Below are 26,394 nucleotides of genomic sequence, written 5' to 3'. Positions count from 1 at the left end.
CTCAAGGCTAGTGAGTGAGCACCTTTTCAGCCGAATCGATTGTTTCCGGGGACTTGACACGCAGCACCAGTACGGCGGCCAGCACCGCAGTGACCGCGCACGCGGCGCCACAGACCACGAAGGTCATCCGGGTGCCGAGCAAAGCGCCCAAGAAGCCGCCCAGCAGCAGCGCGAACAGGCTGCAGGCCCGGACCGTCCCGTTGAGCGCCGCGACCACACGGCCCCGGACTCGCTCCGCGGAGCGAGTCACCATGAGCGTGCTGACAGCAGCGTTGAGCACACCGCTGCCGAAGCCGACAGTGACCGATCCGATCAGCAGCGTGACCACTCCGGCGGCCAAACCCATCAGCGCGCAGCCGAGCCCGATGGCAGCCATTCCGCCCAGCACCGCCCGGGATCTGGCCGCCGTGCTGACCAGCCGTCCGGTGAGCCAGGCACCTGCGATCGCCCCGGCGCCCTGCACAGCCACCACCCAGCCGTAGCCGGCCGCGTCCAGCTCCAGCTCGTCGGTCACCAGGAAGACCTCGACCACGTTGACTGCCTCGCCCGCGAGGATGAACACCCACAGGCACGGCACCAGGATCCGCAGCAGTGAGTCCCCGAAGATGCTGCGGAGACCGGCCGACAGGGCACCGGACTCGGGTACGGCGCCCCGCTCGGGCCGGCGACGTGTCGAGACCAGACGAGCGACCACTGCCAGCACCAGGAAGGTCATGGCGTCCACCAGCAGGGCGCCCCGATCGCCGGACCACGCCACGAGTACGCCGCCCACCGCTGACCCCGCCAGCGTCGCGACCCCGATCAGGGCCTGGCTCGTCCCGGTCGTGCGGCCGACGAGCTCCTCGCCGACGATCCGCGGGATCAGCGCGCCCCAGGCCGGCCCGGCGACCGCCGTACCCAACTGCAGGACACAGACCAGCGCGAGGGTCTCGGCCAGGCCGTGACTGAAGGCCAGCCCGACCCCGGCGACCGCCTGGAGCGAGGAGGCCGCGACCAGGACCGTGCGGGAGTCGTAGCTGTCCACGATCCGCCCGGCGAACGGGATCATCACGACCGTCGGTACGGCGAACGCCAGCAGCAACGCGGTCATCACCCCCGGGCCGCCGTACTCGGAAACCCGCAGCATCAGGGCGATGAGGGCGACCGAGTCGCCCGCGTAGGAGAGCGCGCGAGCCGGCAGCACCAGCCGGATGTCGGGGTACGACCAGATCGAAGTCTGAAGTGGTTGCTTCACAACTGTGAAGTTAATGCTTCATATATCCGGCCGTCAAGGGATTCGCTACGCTGACGCCGTGGCCAAGAAGAAGCGCGTGGTGATCTCCGACCCGCGGGCGATCCGCGCCCTGGCGCACCCGGCCCGGCAGCGGGTCATCGACGAGCTCTTCAACGGCCGGGTGATGACCGCGACCGAGTGCGCGGAGCTGGCCGGGCTGACGCCGTCCGCGATGAGCTACCACCTGCGCGCGCTGGAGCGGTGGGGCATCGTCGAGCGGGCCGAGGAGTCGGCCGACGGCCGGGAGCGGCCGTGGCGGGCCGCGGCCGGCAGCCTGTCGATCGAGTCGCAGTCGACCGAAGCCGGCCGGGTGGCCAGCCAGACGATCGTGCGGTCGGCGGTGGACCGGCTGATCGAGCAGTTCGAGGAGATGGCCGGCGACGACCCCTGGGACGACGTCAGCTCGCTGCGGCGGTCCCGGCTGTGGCTCACCCACGAGGAGGCCAGGCGGTTCGGCCAGGAGCTGAGCGACCTGGTCGACCGCTACAAGAAGGGCCGTACGGCGACCACGCACCCGGCCGGCGCCCGCCAGCTCAGCACGTTGCTGGCCGTCGTGCCGATGGGAAAGCCGCCACAAGATACCTGAACCGTTAGCTACACATCTGCGGATCGGGAGGTACCTTCGAAAGAGAAGTACATTTCCGCCGCCGGGTGGTCGCCATGCAGTCCTGGTTCCTGTGGTTGATCCTCGCCGCCGTCCTCGGCACGGCCGAGTTGATGACGGCGACCCTCGATCTGCTCCTGCTCGCCGTCGCCGCGCTGGCCGCGGCCGGGGTGGCCGGCCTGGGGCTCGGGATCGGGTTGCAGCTGCTCGCCTTCGCCGTCACCGCCGCCGCGATGATCACGCTGGTCCGGCCGGTGGCTCGCCGGCACCTGATGTCGTACCCCCAGCTGCGGTCCGGGGTGGCCGCGCTGGTCGGGCGCGAAGCCGTGGTGCTGAGCGAGGTCGGCCGGGAGCCGGGCCGGGTCCGGATCGGCGGCGAGGAGTGGAGCGCGCGGTCCTACGACCCTGATGTCGTCATTCCCGAGGGCACCACGGTGGACGTCTTCGCCATCGAGGGTGCCACCGCCCTCGTCCATCCCCGGGAGGATCCATGGCCGAACTCATCGTCGGGCTGATCGTCGCGTTGCTCGCCGTCGTACTGGTACTCCGGACGATCCGGATCGTGCCGCAGGCGCGAGCCAGCAACGTCGAGCGCCTCGGCCGGTACCTGCGCACCCTCGAGCCCGGCCTGAACATCGTCATCCCGTTCATCGACCGGCCCCGGCATTTGATCGACCTGCGCGAGCAGGTGGTCTCGTTCGAGCCGCGCTCGGTGATCACCGAGGACAACCTGGTCGTCCACATCGACACGGTGCTGTACTTCCAGGTCACCGACCCGCGGGCGGCGGCGTACGAGATCGCCAACTACATCCAGGCGATCGAGCAGCTGACCGTGACCACGCTGCGGAACGTGATCGGCAGCCTGGACCTGGAGAAGGTGCTGACCTCGCGCGAGCACATCAACTCCACCCTGCGCGGGGTGCTGGACGAGGCGTCCGGCAAGTGGGGGATCCGGGTGAACCGGGTCGAGCTGAAGGGCATCGAGCCGCCGCCGTCGATCAAGGAGTCGATGGAGAAGCAGATGCGGGCCGAGCGGGAGAAGCGGGCCGCGATCCTGGCCGCCGAGGGCCAGCGGCAGGCCCGGATCCTGACCGCGGAAGGCGACCGGCAGGCGGCGATCCTGCGGGCCGAGGGCCAGGCGAAGGCGATCGACACCGTGTTCGAGGCGATCCACCGCAACGACCCGGACCCGAAGCTGCTCGCCTACCAGTACCTGCAGATGCTGCCCGAGCTCGCCAAGGGTCCCGGCAACACCTTCTGGGTGATCCCGTCCGAGGTCACCGCGGCCCTGCAGAACGTGACCAAGGCGTTCAACGGCACGACGCCGGAGGTCAGCAACGGCAAGCAAGAACCCTGAGATTTCCCCCGATTAGTGCCCTGAGCACCTAAATGGGTTGTTCGCGGGTGCCACCATGGAGACATGGGGGAACTCGCGCTGGCGATCGCCGTCCCGGCGGGTGGGATGGCGATCGTTGCCTATCTGGTCGTCGGGCTGGTCATCGGGGTCGAGAGCATGGGGGTGCCGTTACCGGGTGAGACCACGCTGATCGCGGCGGCGCTGCTGGCCTCGCAGGGGCACCTGCGGCTGGAGTTCGTGATCGCCGCGGCCGCCGCCGGGGCGATCATCGGCGACTCGATCGGCTACTACATCGGCCGCAAGGCCGGCCGCGGCCTGTTCGAGCGGCTGGGCCGGCGGTTCCACCACTTCTCCTCCGACCGGATGGTCCGCGCCGAGAAGTACTTCCAGCGGTACGGCGTCTGGACCGTCTTCTTCGGCCGCTTCGTCGCGCTGCTGCGGATCTTCGCCGGTCCGATGGCCGGCATGCTGCGGATGCCCTACCCGCAGTTCCTGGCCGCGAACGCCGGCGGCGGGATCGCCTGGGCGACCACGATCGGGATCGTCGCGTACAACATCGGCGACAACGCGGACAAGATCTTCGGCCAGCTCTCGATCTGGGCGCTGGTCGTGCTGGTGCTGGCCGGTGTCGCGGCGTACACCTACTACAAGATCCGCCGCCGGCAGCCGGCGCCCGAGCTCGAGCTCGAGCCGGAGTCAGCGGACGTACAGGGGTAGCGGCGGCGTGATGGTCCCGCCCATCGGCCGGCCGAACATCATCGCTCCGGGGATCACGAACCGGTACGAGAACGAGCCCGCCTGAGACGCCTTGAACAGCAGCGAGGCCTGGCCCTTGCGCATCGCCACCGCCTTCAGGTTCACCCACCGGCGGGTCTGCCGGTTCCAGGCCTGCAGGACCACGGTCGTGTTCATCGCCGGCGTGACCGTCGTGTAGACCAGCACGTTGTCGCCGCGGCGTTTCGCCGGGCCGCCGACGAAGCCGGCCGTCGCCACTCGGACCACGCTCTTGGTGTACACCGGCCGGTCGGTCGACGGCGCCGTCAGCACGCCGGCGCGGCTGTAGCCCGGCACGGTGATCTTGTAGGGCCGGCTCGGCCCGTTGACCATCGGGATGTCGTAGTGCCCGCCGGCGGTCGTCGAGCCGCGGGCCGCGGGGGTCCAGCGGGCGCCCGGAGTGACCTGCGTCAGCACGACCACGGGCACACCCGCCGGTGTGGCCCGGCGCTGGACGCATGGGTTCTCGGCCGGGCAGACAGTCTCCTGCAGGACGACGCGACCGCGGACGTGGACCTGCACGCTGTACTGCGCCAGCGCCGGCACCGCTCCGTTGACCGAGCTGGTCAGGCCGAGCACCTCGCCGCCGAGCCGGGTGCTCCACTCGTTCTGCGCGCTGAGCTGGAACAGGTACGGCGGCTTGATGCTCTTGATCAGCTGCCGCGTCGAGGTCGTCCCCGGACCGATCGGCCGCATCATCTCGCCCGGCCGCCCGACCATCGGCACATACCGCTGGGTCTTCGGGCCCTTCACGTCCAGCGGGTCGTTCGGGGTGAAGTCCTGCGGCGCCGCGGGCACCGTCCACTTCATCAGCACACCCCGGCCGATCGGGGTCGCGCTGGCCCCCGCCGGGCCGACCGGGCCGTCGGTGTCGAACACCTCCGAGCGCGCGAGCTTGCTGGTCACACCGCCCTGCGACGTCCCGGTGGCCACCGCCACCCGGTAGTTGCCGTCCGGCGGGAAGGCCGAGGTCGGGATGTCGAAGGTGTTCGGATCGCCGGCCGGGATGTACTTCACCCACGACGGGCTGCTGCTGAGCACACCCTCGATCGTGATCCGGTTCGGCGCGTTGCTGTCCTTCCAGCTCACCTGGACCGCGGTCTTGCCGTCACCGGCCCAGGCAACCGCGACATCGGTCGGCATCGGGTCCGACTGACAGGCAGTCAACGCCGTGGTGCCGAAAAGCACCAGCAGCATCACGGCGAGGGCGCGTCTCCCCGCCCCACGCCGTCGCGAGCAGGTGCTCGGCGGAGTTCCTCGGTGTGCTGGAGGGGAGGGTTCGATGCGGATCATCGTGCCCTTCCCTCCAGTGCGCCGAGGGGCCCGCCGAGTGCCGCGCAGTAGGCGTGGGGCGGGGAGACGCGCCCGTACGTCCGCCGCACCCCGACCACCTCGTCTCAGCTGCCTCACAACCGACCGACCCGGGTGAACCATACCCAGAACCAGGTACCCAGCCCGTACGCCCGTTGCCGGATCGGTATGCCGCCTCTACCGTGAGAATGCCACGGAGGGGGAACCGGCATGGCCTACATCGACTCGCCGTCCGACCAGCGATTCTTCGACAGTAACCGGGCGCCGGCGGGACACGTACCGAACTTCGTCAAGACCTTCGCCGCGCGGCCCGCGGTGTACGACGCCTGGAAGCGGCTCGCCGAGGCGATCAAGGCCTCCATGGACCAGCGCCGCTACGAGCTGGTCACCCTGGCCGTGGCCACCGCGCTGAAGTCGAGCTACTGCAGCCTCGCACACGGCCAGATCCTGGCCGACAAGTTCTACACGTCCGAGGAGGTCGCAGCGCTCGTCGACGAGCCGGCCGTCGACCCGGTCGACCGCGCCGTGATGGCGTTCGCCCGCAAGGTCGCCCTGGCCGCCGACAGCGTCACCCAGGACGACGTGGACGAGCTGAAATCGGCCGGCCTGAACGATGCCGACGTACTCGACGTCACGGTCGCCGCGGCCGCCCGGTGCTTCTTCTCCAAGACCCTGGAGGCTACCGGCACCCCACCGGACGCCGCCTACAACACCCTGCCGGAGGCGCTGCGCAAGGCGCTCACCGTCGGCCGGCCGATCGAGCAGGCTCATTCGGGCTGATTGCTCGCCGAGCCACCGAGGTGGAACTTGGTGGTCACGCCGCTGTACATCAGGTGCGTGACCAGCCCCTGGGCCGCGTGCGGCAGGTTGTGGCAGTGGTCCATCCAGATCCCCGGGTTGTCCGCGACGAACGCGACCTCGAAGGACTCGTCGTCCTCGACGTTCAGCGAGTCGGTCCACCACGGGCTGCCGGTCGCGGCGACTCCGTCCCGGCTCAGTACGACGACGTGGTGGCCGTGCAGGTGCATCGGGTGGACCTGGCCGGACGTGTTCTTGATCGTCATCCGGACCACGTCACCCTCGGTCACCATGAACATCGGCACGTCCGGGTACTGATGCCCGTTGATCGTCCACCACAGCCCCGGGCGGCCGTCGAGGAACCCGGGCCGCCGGCCGATGTCGTACCGGAACACCCGGGTCGCCTTGGCCGGGTCGAAGCCGAGTTGGGCCGGTTTCCCGTAGGACAGCAGATCAACTCGTTCCCGCGGCTCGGCACCGGCCGGGGCGTTGCCCTCGCCGATCACCAGCGTGGTCGGCCCGCCGCCTAGCCCGATCCGGATCGCCGACCCCTGCGGCATCGTCACCTGCAGGTCGACCCGTCCACCCGCGGTGACGAGCACGGACTTGTTGCTCACCTCCGGCGGCGCGTTCACCTCGGTCCCGTCCACCGCCACCACCCGGTACGGCGCTCCGTCGACCCAGGCGGCCCAGGGTCCGTTGTCGGTGTTGATCAGCCGGACCCGGACCGTCGATCCAGGAGCAGCCACGCGGCGTTCGCCGTACCCGCCGTTGACTGTGCGGACCTTGTCGTAGGTGTGCACCGCGGCGACCACGTCGTTGGCGGTCGGTTCGACGATCAGGACACCCCACAGGCCCTTCTTCACCTGCTCGTGAGACACCTGGTGGGAGTGGTACCAGTACGTGCCGACGTCCTTGGCGACGAACCGGTACACGTGCGACTGCCCGCGCTGCACCGCGTCCTGCGTGACCCCGGCGACGCCGTCCTCGGCCGCCGGTACGTCGACGCCGTGCCAGTGCAGCGTGATTCCGTCGGGAACGGACTCGTTCTGCAGCGTCACCTGGACCAGATCGCCCTGTTTCGCGACGATCTCGGGTCCCGGTGAGGTGTGGTTCAGGGTGATCCCGTCCATCGGGCCACGGCCGGGAATGTCGAACCGCTCCTGGCGGGCAACGAGGTCCACGACCACGTCGGCCGGACCGGACGGCCCGGTGAGCGTGCCGACGTCCTGGCCGTGATGGGCGTGCGTCGCCGGCCCACCGCCGTAGTCGGCGAACCCCATCTCCATCGGGGACAGGTCCCCAGGCACCAGGCTGCGCTGCCAGAACCACGCGATCGGCGCCAGCACGACGATCGTCGCCAGCACCGCGATCGCAGTACGGCGACGTGGCCGCCAGGCCATCAGCCTGCGGCCACGCGCAAGTCAGTTGCCAACCGCATCTATCTGGTCGCCTCGGTCGGTGTTGCCGGCGCCTCCGTCACGGCTGCTGCCGGTGGGCCGGCCGCCCTCCGGGCGGCGATGCTCGCGACCGCGAGCAGCGCGAAGGCGTTCAGGCCGTGCAGCGCTCCGATTGCCGGCAGCCCCCAGGCGCCGAAGGCGAGCGCGATCTGCAACACGACCAGTCCGAACACGAACAGCGCCCACTTGATCCCGCCCGGCACCCGCGCGAAGAAGGAGACGATCAGCAACAGCAGCGCGAGCGCCGGGATCACCATCATCCCGACGATGCCGTGTGTCACCTGGCCGAAGTTGAAATCGGTGTTCTCGTCGAGCACCGCGCCGCTGTCCATGTCCTTGAGGACCATGAACCACCCGAGCGCGACCGACATCGCCTGGACTACCACACCGATCGCGATCAGACCGGCCAAGACGCGATAAACGGACCTCATGCTTTCCCCCCACCCCGGAAGTCGTTCACCTCATAGTGATCCTGGCCACACCTTCACACAAGGGGGTTCTGCCCGATGGGGCAACTACTGGTTGTTGCGAGCAAAGGCCCGGTACAGACCGTGCAGAGTCAACAGCGGTTCGTTGCGAACCGGTGTCACCAACTGCTCGGCGATCAGCGGAGCGAGCGCGCCGGTCAGCACCACCGGCGTCTCCACGGCCAGCGACTGCTCGGCGCGGATCCTGGTGACCAGGCCGTCGACCAGCGCCGCGAAGCCGTGGATCGCCCCGGACTGCAGGGCCTCGACGGTGTTCTTCGCGACCACCGACCGCGGCCGGAGCAACTCGACCCGGCGCAGCTGCGCCGCCGCGTTGCCGAGCGCATCGGTCGCGGTTTCGATGCCGGGGGCAATCACCCCGCCGACGAAGGCGCCGGACTCACTGACCACGTCGATGGTGATCGCCGTACCGACGTCGACGACGAGGCACGGAGCGCCGTACAGGTGCACCGCCGCGAGGGCGTTGGCGATCCGGTCGGTGCCGACCTCACGCGGGTTGTCGACCAGCACCGGCAGACCGGTCTTCACGCCGGGCTCGACGACCACACTCGGTACGTCGTGGTAGTACCGCCCGACCACGTCGCGTAGCTCGTGCAGCACGTGCGGTACGGCGGAGCACACCGCGATCCCGGACACCGGCGACTCGCCGGTCAGCAGCCCCTGCAGCAGCACGGCCCACTCGTCCGCCGTACGACGGGGATCGGTGCCGACCCACCAGTGCCGCTTGACCGTGCCCTCGAACACCAGGCCCACCAGGGTCCGGGTGTTCTCGACGGCGACGGCAAGCAACATCAGGCCTCCTGCAAGTCCAGCGCGATGTCGAGCACCGGCGCGGAGTGCGTCAGCGCGCCGACCGCGAGGTAGTCGACGCCGGTCTCGGCCACGGCCCGGGCGCTGTCGAGCGTCAGGCCGCCGGAGGCCTCGAGCTTCGCCCGGCCGGCCACCTTCTCGACAGCCTCCCGGAGCGACGGGACGTCCATGTTGTCCAGCAGGATCAGCTCGGCGCCGGACTCGACCGCGATCAGCGCGTCCTCGACCGAGTCCACCTCGACCTCGACCGCGAGGTCCGGGTACGCCTTCCGGACCAGGCGGAACGCCTCCGCCACCCCGCCGGCCGCGATCACGTGGTTGTCCTTGATCAGCGCCGCGTCCGACAGACCCATCCGGTGGTTCTTGCCGCCGCCGCAGCGGACGGCGTACTTCTCCAGCGACCGCAGCAGCGGCATCGTCTTGCGGGTGTCGCGGATGACCGCGCCCGTGCCCTCGACCGCGTCCACCCAACGGCGGGTCAGCGTGGCCACGCCGGAGAGGTGGCACAGCAGGTTCAGCATGGTCCGCTCGGCGGTCAGCAGCTGCCGGGTCTTGCCGCGGATCGTCATCAGGACATCGCCCTTGGTGACGCGCGCGCCGTCGGTCACGGAGTACTCGAGCTCCACCTCGTCCGGCGCGGCGACCAGCCGGACCACCAGTTCGGCGATCTCCAGGCCCGCGACCACCCCGTCGGTCCGGGCGATCAGCTCGGCAACCGAGACCTGGTCCGCATCGACCGTGGCCGTGGTGGTGACGTCCACCCCACCGGCCAGGTCCTCCTCGATCGTGGCCCGCACGAGGTCACCGACCCATTGCCGGTCGACAGTCTCATCCATGCCGGTCATTCTCCTCGGTTTCGTGCGGTACAAACGTCGTACGCGGAACTGCTTGGCCGTTCTCGGTGGGCAAAGTCAGGTCCAGATTGCCCGACCAGTTCCGGTCGTCGCGATCCGGGTGGTCCTCCCGCCAGTGCGAGCCGCGGCTCTCCTCGCGTTCGGTGGCGGCGGCGATCAGCGCGGACGCGACCGTGACCAGGTTCGTCGCCTCCCAGCCCGGCGTACCCGGCTCACCGGCCGGCTGCTCGATCAGCTTGCCGAGCGCAGCACCTGCCTCGGCCAGTCCTGATGCGCTACGGATCACGCCGGCGCCGACCGTCATCACCCGCTGCACCTCGGGTACGACGTCCGCGTCGACCAGACCGGGGACGCGGGTGTCCGCGGCCGCCTCTCGGAGCTCGGGCAGGCCGTCCGCGAGGTGGGCGGCGATGCGGCGGGCGAACACGAGACCTTCGAGCAGTGAGTTCGACGCGAGGCGGTTGGCGCCATGCACGCCGGTGCAGGCGACCTCGCCGCAAGCGAACAAGCCCGGTACGGACGTCTCGCCGTTGAGGTCGGTCCACACGCCGCCGGACGAGTAGTGGCAGGCGGGCGCGACCGGGATCAGCTCACGGACCGGGTCGATACCGTGCGAACGGCAGGAGGCCAGGATGGTGGGGAACCGGACCCGCCATTTCTCGTCGCCGAAGTGCCGGGCGTCCAGGTACACGTGGTCATTGCCGGTGGCAAGCATCTGCCGCATGATCGCCTTCGCCACAATGTCCCGTGGCGCCAGGTCGGCGAGCTCGTGCTGACCCTGCATGAACCGGTTGCCCTCGTGGTCGACCAGGAACGCGCCCTCGCCGCGGACCGCCTCGGACACCAACGGCTGCTGGCCTTTCGCGCTCTTGCCCAGCCACAGCACGGTCGGGTGGAACTGCACGAACTCCAGGTCGCGCGCCTTCGCCCCGGCTCGCAACGCCAGCGCCATGCCGTCACCAGTCGACACGCTCGGGTTGGTGGTCGCGGCGTACAGCTGACCGATCCCGCCGGAGGCGAGGATCACGACCCGGCTGCGGATCGCGCCGACGCCGTCCAGTTGCCCCTCGCCCATCACATGCAGGGTGACCCCGGCGACGGCGCCGTCCTCAGCGGTCAGCAGGTCGATGACGAGCGCGTGCTCGATCAGCCGGATGTCGTCGGCGCGCTTCACCGCGGCGACCAGCGCCCGCTCGATCTCGGCGCCGGTCGCGTCTCCGCCGGCGTGCGCGATCCGGTTGCGGTGGTGCCCGCCTTCCCGCGTCAACGACAGGTCCCCGTCGACGGTGTCGAACCGCGCGCCCAGGTCGATCAGGTCCCGTACGGCGTCCGGCCCTTCGGTGACCAGCGTCCGTACGGCGTCCGCGTCGCAGAGCCCCGCGCCGGCGACCAGGGTGTCCTGCAGATGCTCCTCCGGCGAGTCCTCCGGGCTGAGGGCGGCGGCGATCCCGCCCTGGGCCCACTGGGTCGAGCCGGAGGCGACGACGTCCTTCGTCACCACCAGCACCGAGCCGAGCTCACGAGCCTTGAGAGCGGCGGTCAGCCCGGCGATACCGGATCCGATCACCACCACATCGACGGTGTCGGTCCAGCCAGGTTCGGGCGCGGCCAACCGTTGCGGGACAGCGGGGCCGGTCACGGGGCCTCCCGGCCTGGACTGAGGAGCGGAGGGAGCGAAGCGACTGGAGGGACGAGGGAAGGCCGGGAGTTACAGCCCCGTGACCCGCCGCGCCGGAGGCGTGGCATCAGTTGAGTCATCCCGCGACGGTATCAATCGAATTCATCGCAGCGTGATGGAAATGTTGTCAATGAGACGGGTCATCCCCACGCGGGCGGCGATCAGCATCCGGGCCTCGCCGGGGCCGATCACCGGGCCGAGATCCGGTGCCCGGAGGGCGAGGTAGTCGATCTTCACCGACGGGACCGCCTCCAGCTCAGCCTGTGCCGCGGCCATCACGGCGTCCGGGCCGTTCATCCCCGCCTTGGCGCCGGCGGTGAGCGCCCGGTACAGCACCAGCGCCTCGTCACGCTCGGTCTCGTCCAGGTACCGGTTGCGTGAGGACATCGCGAGACCGTCGGCCTCGCGGACGGTCGGCACCGGCACGATGTCGACGTCCCAGTCCAGGTCGCACGCCATCTCGCGGATCAGCGTCAGCTGCTGGTAGTCCTTCTCGCCGAACAACGCCAGGTCGGGCGCGGTCAGGTGCAGCAACTTCGCCACCACGGTGAGCACGCCAGAGAAGTGGCCGGGCCGGAACACGCCCTCGAGCTCGTCGGCCAGCGGCCCCGGATGCACGGTGATGGACGGCTCGTTCGGGTACAGCTCGTCCCGGGACGGGTTGAAGACCAGGTCGACGCCCTCGTTCTTGGCGATCGCCAGGTCGCTGGCCAGGGTGCGCGGATAGCGGTCGAAGTCCTCGGACGGCCCGAACTGCAACGGGTTCACGAAGATGGTCAGGACGACGCTGCCGTCCGGACCGACCCGTTCCCGGGCCTCGGCGAGCAGGGCCGCATGACCTTCGTGCAGGGCGCCCATCGTCATCACGACCGCCCGGGGCCGGATCGCGGCCGCCGCCCGCAGCTCGGCCTTCGTCTGGGTGAGTCTCATCGCGGTGCCTCCCCTGTCCGATACCGCTCGCCTGGTTCCCCGTTCAGCACCTTTCGGAACCGTGCCGCCGTGTCCGGATCCAACCGCCCGTCCGCCGCGGCCAGCTCCACCGTCGCCCGAGCCAGCTCGGCGTACGTGCTCGCCGTCCGGTCGCGCAGCCCGGCCAGATGCGCCGCCACCGTGTCGACATCGCCCCGGGCGATCGGCCCGGTGAGCGCATGATGACCGGATCGCAGCGTGTTGTCGAGGGTTGCGGTCACCAGCGGCCGGAGTGTCGCGGCCGGATCCGCCACACCGGCTTCCCGCAGTACGGCGAGAGCCTGCGTGACCAGCGTTGTCAGGTGATTCGCGCCGTGCACGAGACCGGCGTGGTAGTGCGCGCGTTGCTCGTCGGCCACCCACTGCACCTGCGCCCCGAGGACCTTCACCAGCCGCTCGACCATCTCTCTGGCCTGGTCCGGTGCGGTCGCGGTGAACATGACGTTCTCCAGCCGTACGGCGCCACCGGGGAACGTCATCGCCGGGTGCAATGCCACTGGGATCGCGTCGGACCCTCGCAGTGGTTTCAACCCGTGTGCCCCGGACAGATGGACGACGTACTGGCTGCTGGTCAGTGGCAGCCGCTCGACGACGTCCTCGATCCGGTCGTCGGGTACGGCGACCAGCACGACGTCGGCGCGGGTCGCGACCTCGTCGGCGGTCAGCACCGGTACATGGGGAAGAAGCCGGGCGGCGCGTTCACGTGACGCGCCCGACCGGGCGGTGACACCGACCAGGGGATGCCCGGCTGCCGCCAAGGCTGCTCCCAGGGCGGTTCCGGCCCGGCCGGCTCCGATCAAGCCGATCCGTTCCATACTCACTCTCTTCGTTCCAGTCCCACGGCGGGGTACCAGACGATCCTGCTTTTAGCCTAGGTGATGAGAGCATGCCGTGGTGAGCGAGGCATGGGCTGCACGGACCGGATTGACCGCGATTCTGGTCACAGTGCCCGAGTTGGCGGACTACACCGACCGGTGGCGATCCGTATCGCACTCGACGGCGCGTCCGCACGTCCGACTGACCGAGCTGATCCCACCACATGTCACCGTGCTGGTGCCGTGGGTCGACAAGCCGGGCGACCTCGCCATCCGCCGGCTCGAGGACGCGCTGTCGTCGTTCGAGCCGTTCGACCTCAGCTTCCCGGCAGCGGGACTGTTCGAGAACGGCACAGCCTGGCTGCGGCCCGAGCCCTTCGACACCGTCCGCGCCCTGCTGCTGGCGGTGTTCGAGGCGTTCCCGGAGTGTCCGCCGTACGGCGGTGAGATCCCGGACCCGCATCCGCACCTCACCATCTCGTCGGCCGCCCAGGGCGGGCCGGGCGTGGTCGCCGAGGCGACGGAAGCGCTGGCTGCCGCACCTGCGCCCACGGTCCGGCTGACCGAGGTCGGACTGTGGCGAGAAGGCGATGACAGCGTCTGGCGGCAGTTCGGCGCGGTCCCGTTGTGATCAGCTTCCGGGAGGGCTGGGAGACCGCGCTGTACGGCCCCGACGGGTTCTACCGACGGGAGCGGCCGTCGGCGCACTTCCGGACCTCGGTGCACGCGTCGGCGTTGTTCGGCCAGGCGCTGGCCCGGCTGGCTCGTGCGGTGGGCGCGTCAGAGGTCGTCGACATCGGCTCGGGGTCGGGTGAGCTGGGCCAGGTGTTGCGGTCCGAGGGCCTGACGGTCGTCGACGTCGAGCTGGACGACCAACTGCCTGACTCCATCACCGGGCTGGCGGTCGCCAATGAGTGGCTGGACAACGTGCCTTGTGAGCTCGCCGAGCTGGACGAGGACGGCGTACCGCGGTACCTGCTGGCCGACCTGTCGCTGGGTGCGGTTGTCTCGGGCAACGATCTGCAGTGGCTCGAGGAGTGGTGGCCGCTGCAGGAGCCAGGCGACCGGGCGGAGATCGGAAGGACTCGCGATCTGGCCTGGGCCTCGGTGGTCGAGCGGCTTGCTGACGGCGGGATGGCGGTCGCGATCGACTACGGGCATGTGCGGGCCGGCCGGCCGCCGTACGGGACGGTCACGGGCTTCCGGGACGGGCGCGAGTGCGACCCGGTGCTGGACGGCTCCTGCGACGTTACGGCGCATGTCGCACTGGACTCGCTCGGCGGATCGCTTGTGCTGCAAAGGGACGCGTTGCGGGCGCTCGGCGTGAGTGCGGCCCGCCCGAGCCTCGAGCTGGCTCAGGCGGAACCGCTGCGCTACGTGGCCGAGCTGTCGTCGGCTGGTGAGGCTGCGGAACTGCTGGATCCTTCAGGGCTCGGCGGGTTCGGCTGGGTTTGGACAGCAAACGGTGAAGGCGCCGTACGACGGGCCTCGCGAGCCCTGTCCGCCTGAGCCTCCAGGACCTGCGCTGCCTCGTACTGGTCCCGGTGCAGAGCGATGGCGTCGGTCGGGCCGAGTGGTGTGTCCACGTGGACGTTGGCCAGGCCCAGCCGCCGCTGCAGTGGTCCCTGCTCGAGCCGGACCGACTGGGTCTTGTGGTGCAGGACGATCGACGTACGGCGGCTCACCCAGCCGCGCGTGGTCACGAGCACCTGCCCGTCGAAGCCGTACGACAGGTAGCGCCAGCCGATCGGGCGCAGCCACTTGGCCCGCTCCGGCGCCTGGTGCATCGGGATGCGGGCCAGGTCCAGGCCGGGCAGGATGCGGGCGAGCACGAACGCCACCTCGCCCCGGTCCCCGACCGGCAGCAGCTGCGCGCCTTCGCGGTCGTCCTCCCCCTCGGCGGGGTTGCCGGCGACGCCGGCGATGTCCAGCTCCACGCGGGACCAGCCGAGCAGTCGCCAGATGATCGGCTCGGTGATCAGCAGGCCCTGCACTCGACCGGGCGGCACGGTCTGCCGCTGCACATCGAACAGGCCACGCTTGGTGCGCAGCCCGTCGTGGCTCTCCGACAGCGTGAAGCCGTGGTTGCCGACGACCTGCTTCCAGATCGGCTGCACGACACCGAGCAGCAGCGGCAGACCGGCGAACAGACCGATGTGGAACTCCAGCACGGTGGTGGCGATGATCAGCCAGACCAGACCGCCGGCACTGGCGATGACTGTCGAGGACAGCAGGGTCGCACCGAGCAGGCGGTTCGTCGGGACGGTCAGGATCGGTTCCGGCTTCGGCTGCTCGGCCGAGTGCTCGACGGCCCGTTCGCCCTTGGCCCGGACCAGCAGGATCCTGCGCAGCTTGACGGCTTCGTCGTACGTGAAATAGCTGAGCTTGCCGTCGCTCTTGCCGCCGCCGGCCACGTCCATCCGCAGCTCGGCCATCCCGAACAGGCGGGCCACGAACGGCTGGGCGACGTCGATCGCCTGGATCCGGTCGAACCGGATGATCCGGGTCCGGCGGACCAGGAACCCGCTGTCCACCCGGATCGCCTCGTCGGTCAGCTGCCACTTGGTGAACCACCACGACAGCGCGCCGAGCAGGATGCCGCCGACCAGCACGACGGCCAGCCCGATACCGGCCAGCGTCAGGTTGCTGCGCAGGCTCTCGTTGTTCACCATCGCGATCGCCGCGACGACGAAGTACCCCCAGCCCTTGACGAACGGCGTCAGCGGGTGCAGCCGCGCTCCGGACTGCTCCGGCGGCGGCTGGACGGGTGGTGCCTGCAGAGGCTGCGGCTGCTCGGTCACAGGCCCCACGCCTGGGCCTGGCCGAGGGCGGAGAGGCGGTCACGCAGGCGGCTCGCCTCGTCCGGGTGCAGCCCGGGGATCTTCGCGTCGGTCGCCGGGGTCGCGGTGTGCAACTCCACCGTGGCGATCCCGAACGCCCGCTCCAGCGGCCCGGCCGTCACGTCCACGAACTGCATCCGCCCGTACGGCACCACCACCAGCTCCCGGAACATGATCCCGTGGCTGACCAGCAGCTCGTCCTCGCGCTCGGCGTACTTCCAGGACCGCTGGTTCCGGCCGACCAGCACCCACGACCACGCGAATCCGGCCGCGCACACGACCAGCGCCAGGACGCCGTACAACCAGCCCACCGTCATCCCCAGGACCAGCAGAGCCACCAGCCCGAGCACGCCGAACGTGATCGCCGCGTTCAGCCGGCGGACCGACGCCAGCTTCGGCGAGACCGGCGTCCAGCTGACATCCGAGGGTGCGAAGAGGTCATCCACACACCAAGCCTGTCACGAAAGTGTGCCGTGGGTGGTGCAGGTTGAGTGCTGCTGGCGTCCAGGTGCGTGCATCGCAAGGCGGAGGAGCGTCCTCGATGCGGGTTTCATCGTGGATGCTCCTCCAACGCAGCGAGGTGCGTGCCTGGGCGTCAGCAGCGCCAAGCTGCACCACCCACGGCACACTAGGGTCATGAGCACTGAACGAGTGGTGGGTATCGGCGCGGGGGCGGCCGGATTCGACCCTGCGTACGAGCGGGGCGGCACCGGGACCGGCTCGGAGCTGGCGACCACGGACATGGTGCTCAACATCGGTCCGCAGCACCCGGCGACGCACGGCGTGCTGCGACTGCGGCTGACCCTGGACGGTGAGCGGATCGTGGGCTGCGAGCCGATCGTCGGCTACATGCACCGCGGCGCGGAGAAGCTGTTCGAGGTCCGCGACTACCGCCAGATCATCGTGCTGGCGAACCGGCACGACTGGCTGTCCGCATTCAGCAACGAGCTCGGGGTGGTGCTCGCGGTCGAGCGGATGATGGGCCTGGAGGTCCCGGTCCGCGCGGTCTGGCTGCGCACCCTGCTGGCCGAGCTGAACCGGATCCTCAACCACCTGATGTTCCTCGGGTCCTACCCGCTCGAGCTGGGCGCGATCACTCCGGTCTTCTACGCGTTCCGCGAGCGCGAGACCCTCCAGGCGGTGATGGAGGAGCTGTCCGGCGGCCGGATGCACTACATGTTCAACCGCGTCGGCGGCCTCAAGGAGGACCTGCCGTACGGCTGGCTCGGCCGCGCCGCAGCTGCCTCGGCCGCGGTCCGCAAGCGGCTGCCGGACATCGAGGACATTGTCATCGGCAACGAGATCTTCCGGGCCCGGACCGTCGGCGTCGGCAGGCTCTCCCCCGAGCTCGTCGCCCAGTACGGCGTCTCCGGCCCGATCGCCCGCGCCTCGGGCGTCGACGCCGACCTCCGCCGCGACGAGCCCTACCTCGGGTACGACGAGTTGCTGCGCGACGGCGTACTCCGGGTCGTGACCCGCTCGGACGGTGACTGCTTCTCCCGGTTCTCGGTGCTGCTCGAGCAGGTCAAGGTGTCGCTGGACCTGGTCGACGCCTGCATCGACAAACTGTCGGCACTGCCCACCGGGCCGGTGAACGTGCGGCTGCCGAAGATCCTCAAGGTCCCGGAGGGCCACACCTACGCCTGGACCGAGAACCCGCTCGGCATCAACGGCTACTACCTGGTCTCCCGCGGCGACAAGACACCCTGGCGGCTGAAGCTGCGGTCGGCGAGCTTCAACAACATCTCCGCCCTGCCCGCGCTGCTGCCCGGCACCGTCATCCCCGACATGATCGCCATCCTCGGCAGCATGTTCTTCGTCGTCGGGGACATCGACAAGTAGCTAGCTGGTCGCCTGGGTGATCAGCTCCAGGATCGGCTCGCGGATGCCGGCCGACACGGCGAAGGTGCCGCGCGACTCCGGGGTGTGCTCCGAGCCGTCCAGGTCGAGGACGACGACACCGGCCTCGCGGGCGATCGCCACTCCGGCCATCGTGTCCCAGGGCTTGTTGGAGAACATCACCATCGCGTCGAAGTGGCCGGCCGCGACCCAGGTGAGCGCGGTGGCCGCCGTACCGATCATCCGGATCCGCTGCACCCGCGGGTAGAGCAGCTGGGTCAGCGCCAGCCGCTCGGCGTTCTGGGCGGCGGCGTCCGGGCCGACCGCAAAGTCGCCCACGGCAACCAACGCGTCGGTCAGCCGGGTGCACTCACTGCCCCGGATCGGCGCCCCGTTGCAGGTCGCGCCGAGTCCTTCGGCGGCGGCGTACCTGGTTCGGAGCGCCGGGTGGTCGATGACGCCGGCGATCGCCCGGCCCTCGTGGATCAGGCCGAGCGAGATTCCCCACAGCGGCGCCCCGTGGACGAAGTTCACCGTCCCGTCGATCGGGTCGAGCACCCACCTCGTGCCGCCGGTCGCGCCGCCCTCCTCCTCGCCGAGCACACCGATCCCGGGCGTCTCCCGCTCCAGGAACGCCCGGACCGCCCGTTCCACGGCGAAGTCCACCTCGGAGGCCATGTCTCGGTCGCCCTTGGAGGTCAGCTCTCCCGGCGGCCGGGTGTCGGTCACCTTCCGGCCCTGGTCGACGGCAGCCTCGGCGACCTTCAGCAGTTCGGAGATATCCACAGGTCAGAACCTACGCGACCGCCTCAAGCCGGGTCGGGTGAGTCCGATCTGCGGCGCCACGACCGCACCGCCGTGACGGCACCGGCCGCCAGCACCCCGACCGCCGCCGCCTGGCCGGCCTTCCGGCGGCAGCCGACGTTGCGGCACCCCGGGATCGGGTACGGCTGACCCGGGTTCAGCTCGTGGGTCTCGTCGGCTGACACATAGGCCGCCGACGCCGGGTAGTCCCACCCGTCCGGATTGAGCAACCGGTACCAGTGCGCGTCGTTCCACGCCTTCCGCCGGCAGATCACATTCACCGACGGTGACTCGTACGGCGTGGGCCCGAGCCGGCCGATCGGAAAATGGTCCTGGTCGTACACCGTGACGTGCCCGTTCGGGTCGTTCATCGTCACGGCCGGATAGTTCGCGTCCAACCCCATGGACATCACCCCCACACACCGCAGTATGGGCGCGGAGTCAGGACGCGGCCAGACCTCGCAGCTTGAGGTCCACGACGGTCGGGGCGTCGGCCTGGGAGTGTTTGTCGCCGGCGGCAACGACCGTGGCGACCTCCTGGTCGATCTTGTCGAGGCGCTCGTCGATCTTGTCCAGCCGGCGCTGCATCAGGTCGACGAACTCGGCGTTCTCGACCACCCGGGCGCTGGTGATCCGGGAGTACTCCTGGGCCACCTGGGCCCGTTCGTCGGCATGGGCCAAACGTTCGACCAGGAGCTGGTGGCGGACCAGCACAGAGGCGCCGATCGCGACCAGGACGGCGACGACGGCGGCCGCGCGCAGGATCCACTGGTTCTGCGAGAACAGGGCGATCGAGACGCCCACGCAGACGATGACCAGCAATGAGTTGGCGACGGCGAGAACAGTGGCCCTGGTTCGACGGCGGTTACCCCTTGAGCCCATGGGTCGCCATGTTAGGGGGTGTCGTCGGGGTCCTCGGGAATGCGACACGCGCGTTCGAGCAACAATCCGGCCGTGACGACCAGCACTGAGACCACGGCCGCGGCACCGGCCATGATCACACGGTTACGAGGCCCTGAGGAGCCCACCGCTTCCAGGAAGGATAACGCGAACCCTGCGTAAACACCGGTGCACAACGCGCCGACGAATGCGCTCGCCTTGCCGATCAGGAGCAGGAACACCGCGCGGGACGGCTCGACCCGCTCCCGCCGTACCTGGACCCGCTGGTGGGTGTTGCGGGCCGCGGCGAACAGCAGCGCGGCCAGGAAGGCCCAGGCCACCAGGGTCAGCCAGGACACCGACGGCGCCACCCCGCCGCCGGACTCGATCGCCTTGACCATGGTCAGCCCGATCGCCGCCCCGAGGACGGCGATCGCGACCAGCAGCCGGCGCGAGGTCGGCCGGACCGAGCCCGGGCGCGGCGGCTCCTTCTCAGGCCCGGGCGCCCGGTCGGACTCGGGACCGCCGGACACCACTACTGCAGCTCGATGTCGAGCTTGGTCACGCCTTCGGAGCCGACCTTGGCGAGCAGCTCGGCCACCGGGCCCCGGCCGGGCAGCACCGCGTCCGGCTCGATGTCCAGCCACGGCGCGAGCACGAACGCGCGCTCGTGCGCCCGCGGGTGCGGCACCGTCAGCTCCTCGGACTCGATCGTCTTCTGGCCGTAGGTGATCAGGTCGACGTCCAGCGTCCGCGGCGCGCCCGGCACGCTGCGCTCCCGGCCGAACGCCTGCTCGATCGCGTGCGCGCGGTCCAGCAGCATCTCGACCGGCAGCGTGGAGTCGGCGAGCAGCACGATGTTGAGGTACGGCCCGGACTCCTCCGGCCCGCCGATCGGCTGGGTCTCGTAGACCGGGGAGACCTCGACCACGACGACGTCCGGGGTGTCCCGCAGCGCGTCGACCGCGCCCTGCAGGTTCGCTTCCCGGTCGCCGAGGTTGCTGCCGAGCGACAGGATCACCTGGCGGATCGGCTTCAGGCCACCGCTCAGGGTGTCCGCGTCGATGACGTGGGGACTAGGGGTCTCAGTCACGAGGATTCTCCGGCTCTGCGCTGCACGGTCAGGACAACGTCGTCGAACGGCACCGTGATCGGCGCCGAAGGTTTGTGGATCGTCACCGCGGTCGCCGTCACCCGCCGGTCGGCGAGGCACAGGTCCGCGATGCGCTGGGCGAGGGTCTCGATCAGGTCCACCGGGTCACTCTCGATCGCCTTGTGCACCTGCTCGGCCACCACCCCGTAGTTCACGGTGTCGGCCAGGTCGTCGGAGGCCGCCGCGGGCCTGGTGTCCAGCTCCAGCCGGACGTCCACGACGAACTCCTGCCCATCGGCCCGTTCATGCTCGAACACACCGTGGCGCCCGAAACCCCGGATGCCACGGATCTCGATCACGTCCGCAGGAAGGGCGCTGTGCTGAATGGTGACCTCGCTCCGCTCGCTCACGGCGCCTCCTCCTGTCGGCCCCCAGACGACGACAGTACCGGGGAGGCGTGGTGGATCCACAACCGCCAGCCGGACGAAGTTCGGCGGAAGACGTTCGTGGCCAGTGCCTTGCCCCCGGCGAACCCCTCCTCGGGAGCACCCTCCCCCGACGACAGGACATTTTCCGTACACGTGACGTAAGCCACGTCTTCATCCACCCGTACCTGGACATCGGTCAGGAAGAACTGGATGTACGGCGTGTTCGCGAAGATCATCGCCCAGGCCCGCATCATCTCCGAGTACCCGGAAATCGCCGCGTTCCCCGGATGGATGCAGACCGGGTCCGGCTCCGGCAGCCAGACCGCCGCCATCAGGTCCAGGTCACCGGCCTCGAACGCGTTGTAGAACGCGGTGTTGGCGGACAGCACGACGTCCTCGACCGTGGCGCCGCGCGCACCTTCACCATTGGTGCCGTGCCGCGAACCGCCGCCGGTTCCGTCCGTCATACCGTTCCCCATCTCTTCGCCACCCGGACCGCGTCCGCGCTGGGCGCCACCGCGTGGGCCCGGACACACCAGGCTCCCGCTGCGGCGGCCAGGGCGGAAACAGCCGCGCTCGCGTCGTCTCGTCGTACGGCCGGTCTGGGTTCACCGGTCTGCTCGTCGGCGAGCAGCCTACCGAGGAACGCCTTCCGGGACGCACCGATCAGCAACGGTCTACCCAGTACGGAGAATTCCCGCAGCCGGCGCAGGATCTCCCAGTTGTGGTCCGCGTTCTTCGCGAAACCGAGCCCGGGGTCGAGGGCGACCCGGCTCAGGTCGAGGCCGGCCCGGCGCATCGCGTCGATCCGCTCGGCGAGCTCGGCGATCACCTCGGCGACCACGTCGTCGTACTCGGCCTTGTTCTGCATGTCGATCGAGTGGCCGCGCCAGTGCATGCAGACATACGGCGTACGGCGGTCGGCCACCAGCGGGAGCATGTCCGGATCGGCCTGGCCGCCGGACACGTCGTTGATCATCACCGCGCCGGCGTCGAGGGCGAGCTCGGCCACGTGGGCCCGCATCGTGTCGACCGAGATCAGCGCACCCTCTGCCGCGAGCGTCTCGATCACCGGGAGCACCCGGCGGATCTCCTCCTCCGGCGCCGGTCGCTCAGCGCCGGGGCGGGTGGACTCCCCGCCGACATCCAGCAGGTCGGCCCCCTCGGCCAGCAACTCGCGACCATGCTTGATCGCCGCCGCCGGCTCGTACCACTCCCCGCCGTCGGAGAACGAGTCCGGCGTGACGTTGACAACCCCCATCACCAGGCACCGGTTCAGCTTCGGCAACCCGTCGACGTCAACCCACGGCTCAGTTCCCACCCACACACACTAGTAGCCCGCACCGACACACGGGGAGCCACCCAGATCAGTTAGTTACTGAGAACCAACCGCGACTTGGTGGCTTTCAGGGCTTCCCCCACCGGTTGGGCGTAGGACTCGTTGGTCTGGCCGTGCTTCTCCAGGCACTGGCCGTTGATCAGGGCGGCGCCGCTGGAGATGCCCTGGGCGTAGTTGCCGGTCATGTTCGCCCCGCCGGAGTCGCCGGCCTCGGTGCAGGCGGTGTGCTGGAACAGCCCGCGGACGACCTTGTTGTTCCCGTAGTTCACGGTCACGTTGCGCGCGACGATCCGCCCGCAGGTCCAGCCGGTGCTCTTGCCCGACTTGCACAGCGTCGACCCGACGGTCGCGTTCCCGATCCCCTTCACCGCGACGTTCCCGGCTCCCCAGCCCTCGACGTACCCCTGCTGGTCCCAGCCCTCGATCACGCTGACGGTGCCGAAGTCGTTGCCCGGGAAGCTCGACGTCCGCGTGTTGCCGAGCACGTACCCGTTCCGGGAGAACGACGGCTTGCCGGCCGTGCAGTGCCCCGCGGTCAGGAAGATCCGGGTGCCCTTGGTGGTGCGGGCGTTGAACCCGAGCGAGCAGACGTACCCGGTGTTCTTGTCCACCTGGACGCCGCCACGCAGACCGAAGTCGTCCGCGGTCGTCGTCACCTGGCCGGTCACGGTCCGGATCGTCACCTGGTCGCCGTTGGCCTTGGCGCGCTCGAGGAACCGCTCGGTGATCAGGTCGTGCGCGCCCTTCGGCACGCTGACGACCACGGTCCCCGAGATCGGGTCGACGTACCAGGACCGGACCTTGCCCGCGCTGGAGCTGCTCGCCAGCCGGTTCAGCTCGCCCTGTACGGCGTTCAGCTGGTCGGCCGTGAAGCGGACGAGCCTCGGGATCGCGCCGGCCTCGCGGACCAGCTGCGCGGTCGCCAGATCGGACACCGCGACCACCAACTCGCCGGCTTCGTCGTAGTAGCTCCCGACGGCCTTGGACCCGAGCTGCGTCTCCACCGCCTCCGCCAGCAGCGGAGACTGCCCTGTCACCTGGTCGACCGGACCCGTCGTGGCGGTCTGCCGATCGCCGCGGGACTCGGCGTTGGCCCAGTTCGCCGCGACGAGCCCAGCCGCCGTGAGTACGACGGCCCCGGCAAGTGCGGCGCCGACCCGGTAACGCCCTGACATCCAGTCCTCCTCACGCCGGTGCCCGATCCCCGTCGGCCGAGCACCACTACGGAAAGTAAACGCTCAGCGACAGAATGTCCACAGACATCGGCTCTCAAACCCCAACGAACGAGGAGCTTCGGGGCTACGGTCAGCCGACGATCAGGCTCATCGCCTCGGACCGGGTGACCGGGTTGCGGAGCTGGCCGCGGACCGCAGAGGTGATCGTCTTGGCGCCGGGTTTGCGAACGCCGCGCATGGTCATGCAGAGGTGCTCGCACTCGATCACGACGATCACGCCGCGCGGCTCGAGCAGCTCGAGCAGGGAGTCGGCGACCTGGGTGGTCAGGCGTTCCTGCACCTGCGGGCGCTTGGCGTACACGTCGACCAGCCGGGCCAGCTTCGACAGGCCGGTGATGCGGCCCTCCAGGCTCGGGATGTACCCGACATGCGCGACCCCGGTGAACGGCACCAGGTGGTGCTCGCAGAGGCTCCACACCTCGATGTCCTTCACCAGGACCATCTCGTCGTGGCCGATGTCGAACGTGGTGGTGAGCACGTCCTCGGCGCGCTGACCGAGTCCGCCGGTCATCTCGGCGTACGAGCGTGCCACCCGGGCCGGGGTGTCCTGGAGGCCCTCGCGGTCGGGGTCCTCCCCGATCGCGATCAGCAGCTCCCGCACGGCCCGCTCAGCCCGCGCATGGTCGAACTTCGGCGACGTCATCCCGCCACTCTAGGTCCGGGAAACACGAACGCCGTCACCTGAGCAGGTGACGGCGTTCGGTTCAGTCCTTCGGCGAAGGCGGCGTGGGACCGCTGCCGTAGTTCGGGGGCTTGACGGCCTCGTCGGGGCCGACCGCTCCGCCCGGCAGCACGTCGGACAGCGAGCCGTTCTGCTCGCCGCGCGTCGGCACCGGCATCACCGGCGGCTGGTCCGACGGGACCCGGGTGGACGAGCCGGTCCAGGCCGGCCGCCGCTCCCGCTTCACCACCGGCGCGAAGACCCGGGCGATCTCGTTCTTGTCCAGGGTCTCCTTCTCCAGCAGCTCCTCGACCAGGTGGTCCAGGACCGCCCGGTTCTCGGCGAGGATGTCGAAGGCCTCCTGGTGCGCGTTCAGGATCAGCTTGCCGACCTCCTCGTCGACCGCGGCCGCGATCTCCTCGGAGTAGTTCCGCTGGCTGCCCAGGTCGCGGCCCAGGAACGGCTCGCTGCTGTCCTGGCCGAACTTGATCGCGCCGAGCCGCTCGGTCATGCCGTACTGCGTGACCATCGCGCGGGCCAGTGCGGTCGCCTTCTCGATGTCGTTGCTGGCGCCGGTGGTCGGGTCGTGGAAGACCATCTCCTCGGCCGCGCGGCCACCGAGCATGTAGGCCAGCTTGTCCAGCATCTCGGACCGGGTGGTCGAGTACTTGTCCTCGTCCGGCATCACCATCGTGTAGCCGAGCGCCCGGCCTCGCGGCAGGATCGTCACCTTCTGGACCGGGTCGGAGTGCGGCAGCGCGGCGGCGACCAGGGCGTGCCCGCCCTCGTGGTACGCCGTCAGCACCTTCTCCTTGTCCGACATCAGCCGGGTCCGGCGCTGCGGGCCGGCGATGACGCGGTCGATCGCCTCGTCCAGCGCCTTGTTGTCGATCACCTGCATGTTCGAGCGGGCGGTCAGCAGGGCCGCCTCGTTCAGCACGTTGGCCAGGTCGGCGCCGGTGAAGCCCGGGGTCCGGCGGGCGACGGCGGTCAGGTCCACGTCCGGCGCCATCGGCTTGCCGCGGGCGTGCACCTTCAGGATCTGCTCGCGACCGGGCAGGTCCGGCGCGTCGACGGCGATCTGCCGGTCGAACCGGCCGGGCCGCAGCAGCGCCGGGTCGAGGACGTCGGGCCGGTTGGTGGCTGCGATCAGGATCACACCGCCGCGGACGTCGAAGCCGTCCATCTCGACCAGCAGCTGGTTCAGGGTCTGCTCGCGCTCGTCGTGACCACCGCCGAGGCCCGCGCCCCGGTGCCGGCCGACGGCGTCGATCTCGTCGATGAACACGATCGCCGGCGCGTTCGTCTTGGCCTGCTCGAACAGGTCGCGGACCCGGGAGGCGCCGACACCGACGAACATCTCGACGAAGTCCGAGCCGGAGATCGAGTAGAACGGCACCCCGGCCTCGCCGGCCACCGCGCGGGCCAGCAGGGTCTTACCGGTACCCGGCTGGCCGTACAGCAGCACGCCCTTCGGGATCTTCGCGCCGACCGCCTGGAACTTGCCCGGCTCCTGGAGGAACTCCTTGATCTCGCCGAGCTCCTCGATCGCCTCGTCACAGCCGGCCACGTCCGCGAAGGTGGTCTTCGGGGTGTCCTTGGTGATCAGCTTGGCCTTCGACTTGGCGAAGCTCATCACCCGGGAGCCGCCGCCCTGCATGGAGTTCATCAAGAAGATGAACACGACCGCGATCAGCAGGAACGGGATCAGCGTGGAGAACACCTGGCCGATGAAGCTCGGCTTCGGGTTCTCGACGTCGTACCGCTCGATCTTCTTGTCGTCGTAGAGCTTCTGCACGGCCTGGCCGAGCGTGTTCGCCTGGCCGTCGACCCAGTGCGCCCGGACCTTGGTGCCGTCGGTCTTCTCGACCCGGATCTCCTGGTCGGGGTCGATCAGCGTGACCGACTTGATCGACTTGTCCGACGAGTCGGTGGCCTGCTGGATGAGCTGCACGACCTGGCCGGTCGGCTCGGTCTTGTACCCGGTCGAGCCGGTCAGGAGCTGTCCGATCACCAGTACGCCCAGGAAGGCGACGACGATCCAGAACAGGGGTCCGCGGAAGATGCGCTTCACGTCCATGATCG

29 protein-coding genes and 1 pseudogene are annotated in these 26,394 nt (G+C 69.8%); 8 read left to right on the top strand and 22 right to left on the bottom strand.

Annotated features, from left to right (window positions below; genetic code table 11):
- Positions 1 to 7: 7 nt before the first annotated feature.
- A complete protein-coding gene (locus ACIBL3_RS36255) occupies positions 8 to 1,234 on the bottom strand; it encodes an MFS transporter (RefSeq protein ID WP_396358407.1) in 1,227 nt (408 codons plus the stop codon).
- Between the two features lie 58 nt (positions 1,235 to 1,292).
- Between ACIBL3_RS36255 and ACIBL3_RS36250 the strand changes: the two genes are divergently transcribed.
- From ACIBL3_RS36250 to ACIBL3_RS36235, 4 genes are all read left to right on the top strand, one after another.
- Complete coding sequence (locus ACIBL3_RS36250; protein ID WP_396358405.1) at positions 1,293 to 1,859, top strand: ArsR/SmtB family transcription factor; 567 nt, start codon at positions 1,293 to 1,295, stop codon at positions 1,857 to 1,859.
- A gap of 74 nt (positions 1,860 to 1,933) precedes the next feature.
- Entirely contained in the window at positions 1,934 to 2,392 is a 459-nt protein-coding gene (locus ACIBL3_RS36245) for an NfeD family protein (RefSeq protein ID WP_396358404.1), read from the top strand.
- Positions 2,368 to 3,234: an SPFH domain-containing protein gene (locus ACIBL3_RS36240; RefSeq protein ID WP_396358402.1), complete on the top strand. Its 867-nt coding sequence runs from the start codon at positions 2,368 to 2,370 to the stop codon at positions 3,232 to 3,234. Before ACIBL3_RS36245 ends, ACIBL3_RS36240 begins: the two co-directional genes overlap by 25 nt.
- A 63-nt stretch (positions 3,235 to 3,297) precedes the next feature.
- Positions 3,298 to 3,951, top strand: coding sequence for a DedA family protein (locus ACIBL3_RS36235; RefSeq protein ID WP_396358401.1), 654 nt, complete (start codon positions 3,298 to 3,300; stop codon positions 3,949 to 3,951).
- Here the strand turns inward: ACIBL3_RS36235 and ACIBL3_RS36230 are convergent.
- The gene (locus ACIBL3_RS36230; RefSeq protein ID WP_396358400.1) at positions 3,931 to 5,205 is read right to left on the bottom strand and encodes a hypothetical protein; all 1,275 of its coding nucleotides are present in this window, start codon (positions 5,203 to 5,205) and stop codon (positions 3,931 to 3,933) included. The two genes, ACIBL3_RS36235 and ACIBL3_RS36230, sit on opposite strands and share 21 nt — an antisense overlap.
- Positions 5,206 to 5,529: 324 nt before the next feature.
- On the opposite strand from ACIBL3_RS36230, the gene ACIBL3_RS36225 reads away from it, so the two are divergent.
- On the top strand, positions 5,530 to 6,099 hold the full coding sequence (locus ACIBL3_RS36225; protein WP_396358399.1) for a carboxymuconolactone decarboxylase family protein: 570 nt from the start codon (positions 5,530 to 5,532) through the stop codon (positions 6,097 to 6,099).
- Here ACIBL3_RS36225 and ACIBL3_RS36220 read toward each other — a convergent pair.
- From ACIBL3_RS36220 to ACIBL3_RS36190, 7 genes are all read right to left on the bottom strand, one after another.
- The gene (locus ACIBL3_RS36220; protein WP_396358398.1) at positions 6,087 to 7,520 is read right to left on the bottom strand and encodes a multicopper oxidase family protein; all 1,434 of its coding nucleotides are present in this window, start codon (positions 7,518 to 7,520) and stop codon (positions 6,087 to 6,089) included. The two genes, ACIBL3_RS36225 and ACIBL3_RS36220, sit on opposite strands and share 13 nt — an antisense overlap.
- Before the next feature lie 38 nt (positions 7,521 to 7,558).
- Positions 7,559 to 8,008 (bottom strand): hypothetical protein, encoded by a 450-nt coding sequence (locus tag ACIBL3_RS36215; protein WP_396358397.1) that lies wholly within the window; start codon positions 8,006 to 8,008, stop codon positions 7,559 to 7,561.
- A gap of 84 nt (positions 8,009 to 8,092) precedes the next feature.
- The gene (locus ACIBL3_RS36210) at positions 8,093 to 8,857 is read right to left on the bottom strand and encodes a type III pantothenate kinase (RefSeq protein WP_396358395.1); all 765 of its coding nucleotides are present in this window, start codon (positions 8,855 to 8,857) and stop codon (positions 8,093 to 8,095) included.
- Complete coding sequence (nadC, locus tag ACIBL3_RS36205; RefSeq protein WP_396358394.1) at positions 8,857 to 9,711, bottom strand: carboxylating nicotinate-nucleotide diphosphorylase; 855 nt, start codon at positions 9,709 to 9,711, stop codon at positions 8,857 to 8,859. Before nadC ends, ACIBL3_RS36210 begins: the two co-directional genes overlap by 1 nt.
- Positions 9,704 to 11,368: an L-aspartate oxidase gene (locus tag ACIBL3_RS36200; RefSeq protein WP_396358393.1), complete on the bottom strand. Its 1,665-nt coding sequence runs from the start codon at positions 11,366 to 11,368 to the stop codon at positions 9,704 to 9,706. Before ACIBL3_RS36200 ends, nadC begins: the two co-directional genes overlap by 8 nt.
- 141 nt (positions 11,369 to 11,509) lie before the next feature.
- Positions 11,510 to 12,337: a pantoate--beta-alanine ligase gene (panC, locus tag ACIBL3_RS36195; protein ID WP_396358392.1), complete on the bottom strand. Its 828-nt coding sequence runs from the start codon at positions 12,335 to 12,337 to the stop codon at positions 11,510 to 11,512.
- Entirely contained in the window at positions 12,334 to 13,191 is an 858-nt protein-coding gene (locus ACIBL3_RS36190) for a Rossmann-like and DUF2520 domain-containing protein (RefSeq protein ID WP_396358391.1), read from the bottom strand. Before ACIBL3_RS36190 ends, panC begins: the two co-directional genes overlap by 4 nt.
- Positions 13,192 to 13,270: 79 nt before the next feature.
- Here ACIBL3_RS36190 and ACIBL3_RS36185 point away from each other — a divergent pair, with 79 nt between their 5' ends.
- Complete coding sequence (locus ACIBL3_RS36185) at positions 13,271 to 13,822, top strand: 2'-5' RNA ligase family protein (protein ID WP_396358390.1); 552 nt, start codon at positions 13,271 to 13,273, stop codon at positions 13,820 to 13,822.
- Positions 13,819 to 14,457 (top strand): annotated as a pseudogene (locus ACIBL3_RS36180) (SAM-dependent methyltransferase); the annotation flags it as partial. The gene ACIBL3_RS36185 and the pseudogene ACIBL3_RS36180, both read left to right, overlap by 4 nt.
- Positions 14,458 to 14,564: 107 nt before the next feature.
- Here the strand turns inward: ACIBL3_RS36180 and ACIBL3_RS36175 are convergent.
- The gene (locus tag ACIBL3_RS36175) at positions 14,565 to 15,992 is read right to left on the bottom strand and encodes a PH domain-containing protein (protein WP_396358389.1); all 1,428 of its coding nucleotides are present in this window, start codon (positions 15,990 to 15,992) and stop codon (positions 14,565 to 14,567) included.
- Entirely contained in the window at positions 15,989 to 16,477 is a 489-nt protein-coding gene (locus ACIBL3_RS36170; RefSeq protein WP_396358388.1) for a PH domain-containing protein, read from the bottom strand. The genes ACIBL3_RS36175 and ACIBL3_RS36170 overlap by 4 nt, the downstream gene beginning before the upstream one ends.
- Before the next feature lie 190 nt (positions 16,478 to 16,667).
- Here ACIBL3_RS36170 and ACIBL3_RS36165 point away from each other — a divergent pair, with 190 nt between their 5' ends.
- Entirely contained in the window at positions 16,668 to 17,873 is a 1,206-nt protein-coding gene (locus ACIBL3_RS36165) for an NADH-quinone oxidoreductase subunit D (RefSeq protein ID WP_396358387.1), read from the top strand.
- On the opposite strand, the gene ACIBL3_RS36160 is transcribed toward ACIBL3_RS36165, so the two are convergent.
- The 11 genes from ACIBL3_RS36160 to ftsH all read right to left on the bottom strand — a co-directional run bounded on the left by ACIBL3_RS36160 (position 17,874) and on the right by ftsH (position 26,389).
- Positions 17,874 to 18,656 (bottom strand): inositol monophosphatase family protein, encoded by a 783-nt coding sequence (locus ACIBL3_RS36160; RefSeq protein WP_396358386.1) that lies wholly within the window; start codon positions 18,654 to 18,656, stop codon positions 17,874 to 17,876.
- Between the two features lie 23 nt (positions 18,657 to 18,679).
- Entirely contained in the window at positions 18,680 to 19,078 is a 399-nt protein-coding gene (locus tag ACIBL3_RS36155) for a hypothetical protein (protein ID WP_396358385.1), read from the bottom strand.
- Between the two features lie 37 nt (positions 19,079 to 19,115).
- Positions 19,116 to 19,556, bottom strand: a complete 441-nt coding sequence (locus tag ACIBL3_RS36150) for a hypothetical protein (RefSeq protein ID WP_396358384.1) — start codon at positions 19,554 to 19,556, stop codon at positions 19,116 to 19,118.
- 11 nt (positions 19,557 to 19,567) lie between these two features.
- Positions 19,568 to 20,086, bottom strand: a complete 519-nt coding sequence (locus ACIBL3_RS36145) for a DUF3180 domain-containing protein (RefSeq protein ID WP_396358383.1) — start codon at positions 20,084 to 20,086, stop codon at positions 19,568 to 19,570.
- 2 nt (positions 20,087 to 20,088) lie between these two features.
- Entirely contained in the window at positions 20,089 to 20,646 is a 558-nt protein-coding gene (gene folK, locus ACIBL3_RS36140) for a 2-amino-4-hydroxy-6-hydroxymethyldihydropteridine diphosphokinase (RefSeq protein WP_396358382.1), read from the bottom strand.
- A complete protein-coding gene (gene folB / locus ACIBL3_RS36135; RefSeq protein ID WP_396358381.1) occupies positions 20,643 to 21,056 on the bottom strand; it encodes a dihydroneopterin aldolase in 414 nt (137 codons plus the stop codon). The genes folK and folB overlap by 4 nt, the downstream gene beginning before the upstream one ends.
- Positions 21,053 to 21,541 carry a nuclear transport factor 2 family protein gene (locus tag ACIBL3_RS36130; protein ID WP_396358380.1) on the bottom strand — a complete coding sequence of 163 codons (489 nt, stop codon included), beginning with the start codon at positions 21,539 to 21,541 and terminating at the stop codon, positions 21,053 to 21,055. The genes folB and ACIBL3_RS36130 overlap by 4 nt, the downstream gene beginning before the upstream one ends.
- Entirely contained in the window at positions 21,538 to 22,335 is a 798-nt protein-coding gene (folP, locus tag ACIBL3_RS36125) for a dihydropteroate synthase (protein ID WP_396358452.1), read from the bottom strand. Before folP ends, ACIBL3_RS36130 begins: the two co-directional genes overlap by 4 nt.
- A gap of 110 nt (positions 22,336 to 22,445) precedes the next feature.
- Entirely contained in the window at positions 22,446 to 23,588 is a 1,143-nt protein-coding gene (locus ACIBL3_RS36120) for a S1 family peptidase (RefSeq protein WP_396358379.1), read from the bottom strand.
- Between the two features lie 130 nt (positions 23,589 to 23,718).
- Positions 23,719 to 24,291: a GTP cyclohydrolase I FolE gene (gene folE, locus ACIBL3_RS36115; RefSeq protein WP_396358378.1), complete on the bottom strand. Its 573-nt coding sequence runs from the start codon at positions 24,289 to 24,291 to the stop codon at positions 23,719 to 23,721.
- Positions 24,292 to 24,352: 61 nt separating this feature from the next.
- Positions 24,353 to 26,389, bottom strand: coding sequence for an ATP-dependent zinc metalloprotease FtsH (ftsH, locus tag ACIBL3_RS36110; protein WP_396358377.1), 2,037 nt, complete (start codon positions 26,387 to 26,389; stop codon positions 24,353 to 24,355).
- Positions 26,390 to 26,394: the final 5 nt, after the last annotated feature.

Source organism: Kribbella sp. NPDC050124, assembly GCF_044460355.1.
Lineage (GTDB): Bacteria > Actinomycetota > Actinomycetes > Propionibacteriales > Kribbellaceae > Kribbella.
Note: the sequence above shows the minus strand (reverse complement) of the source record. Positions and strands in the feature narration are given on the sequence as shown.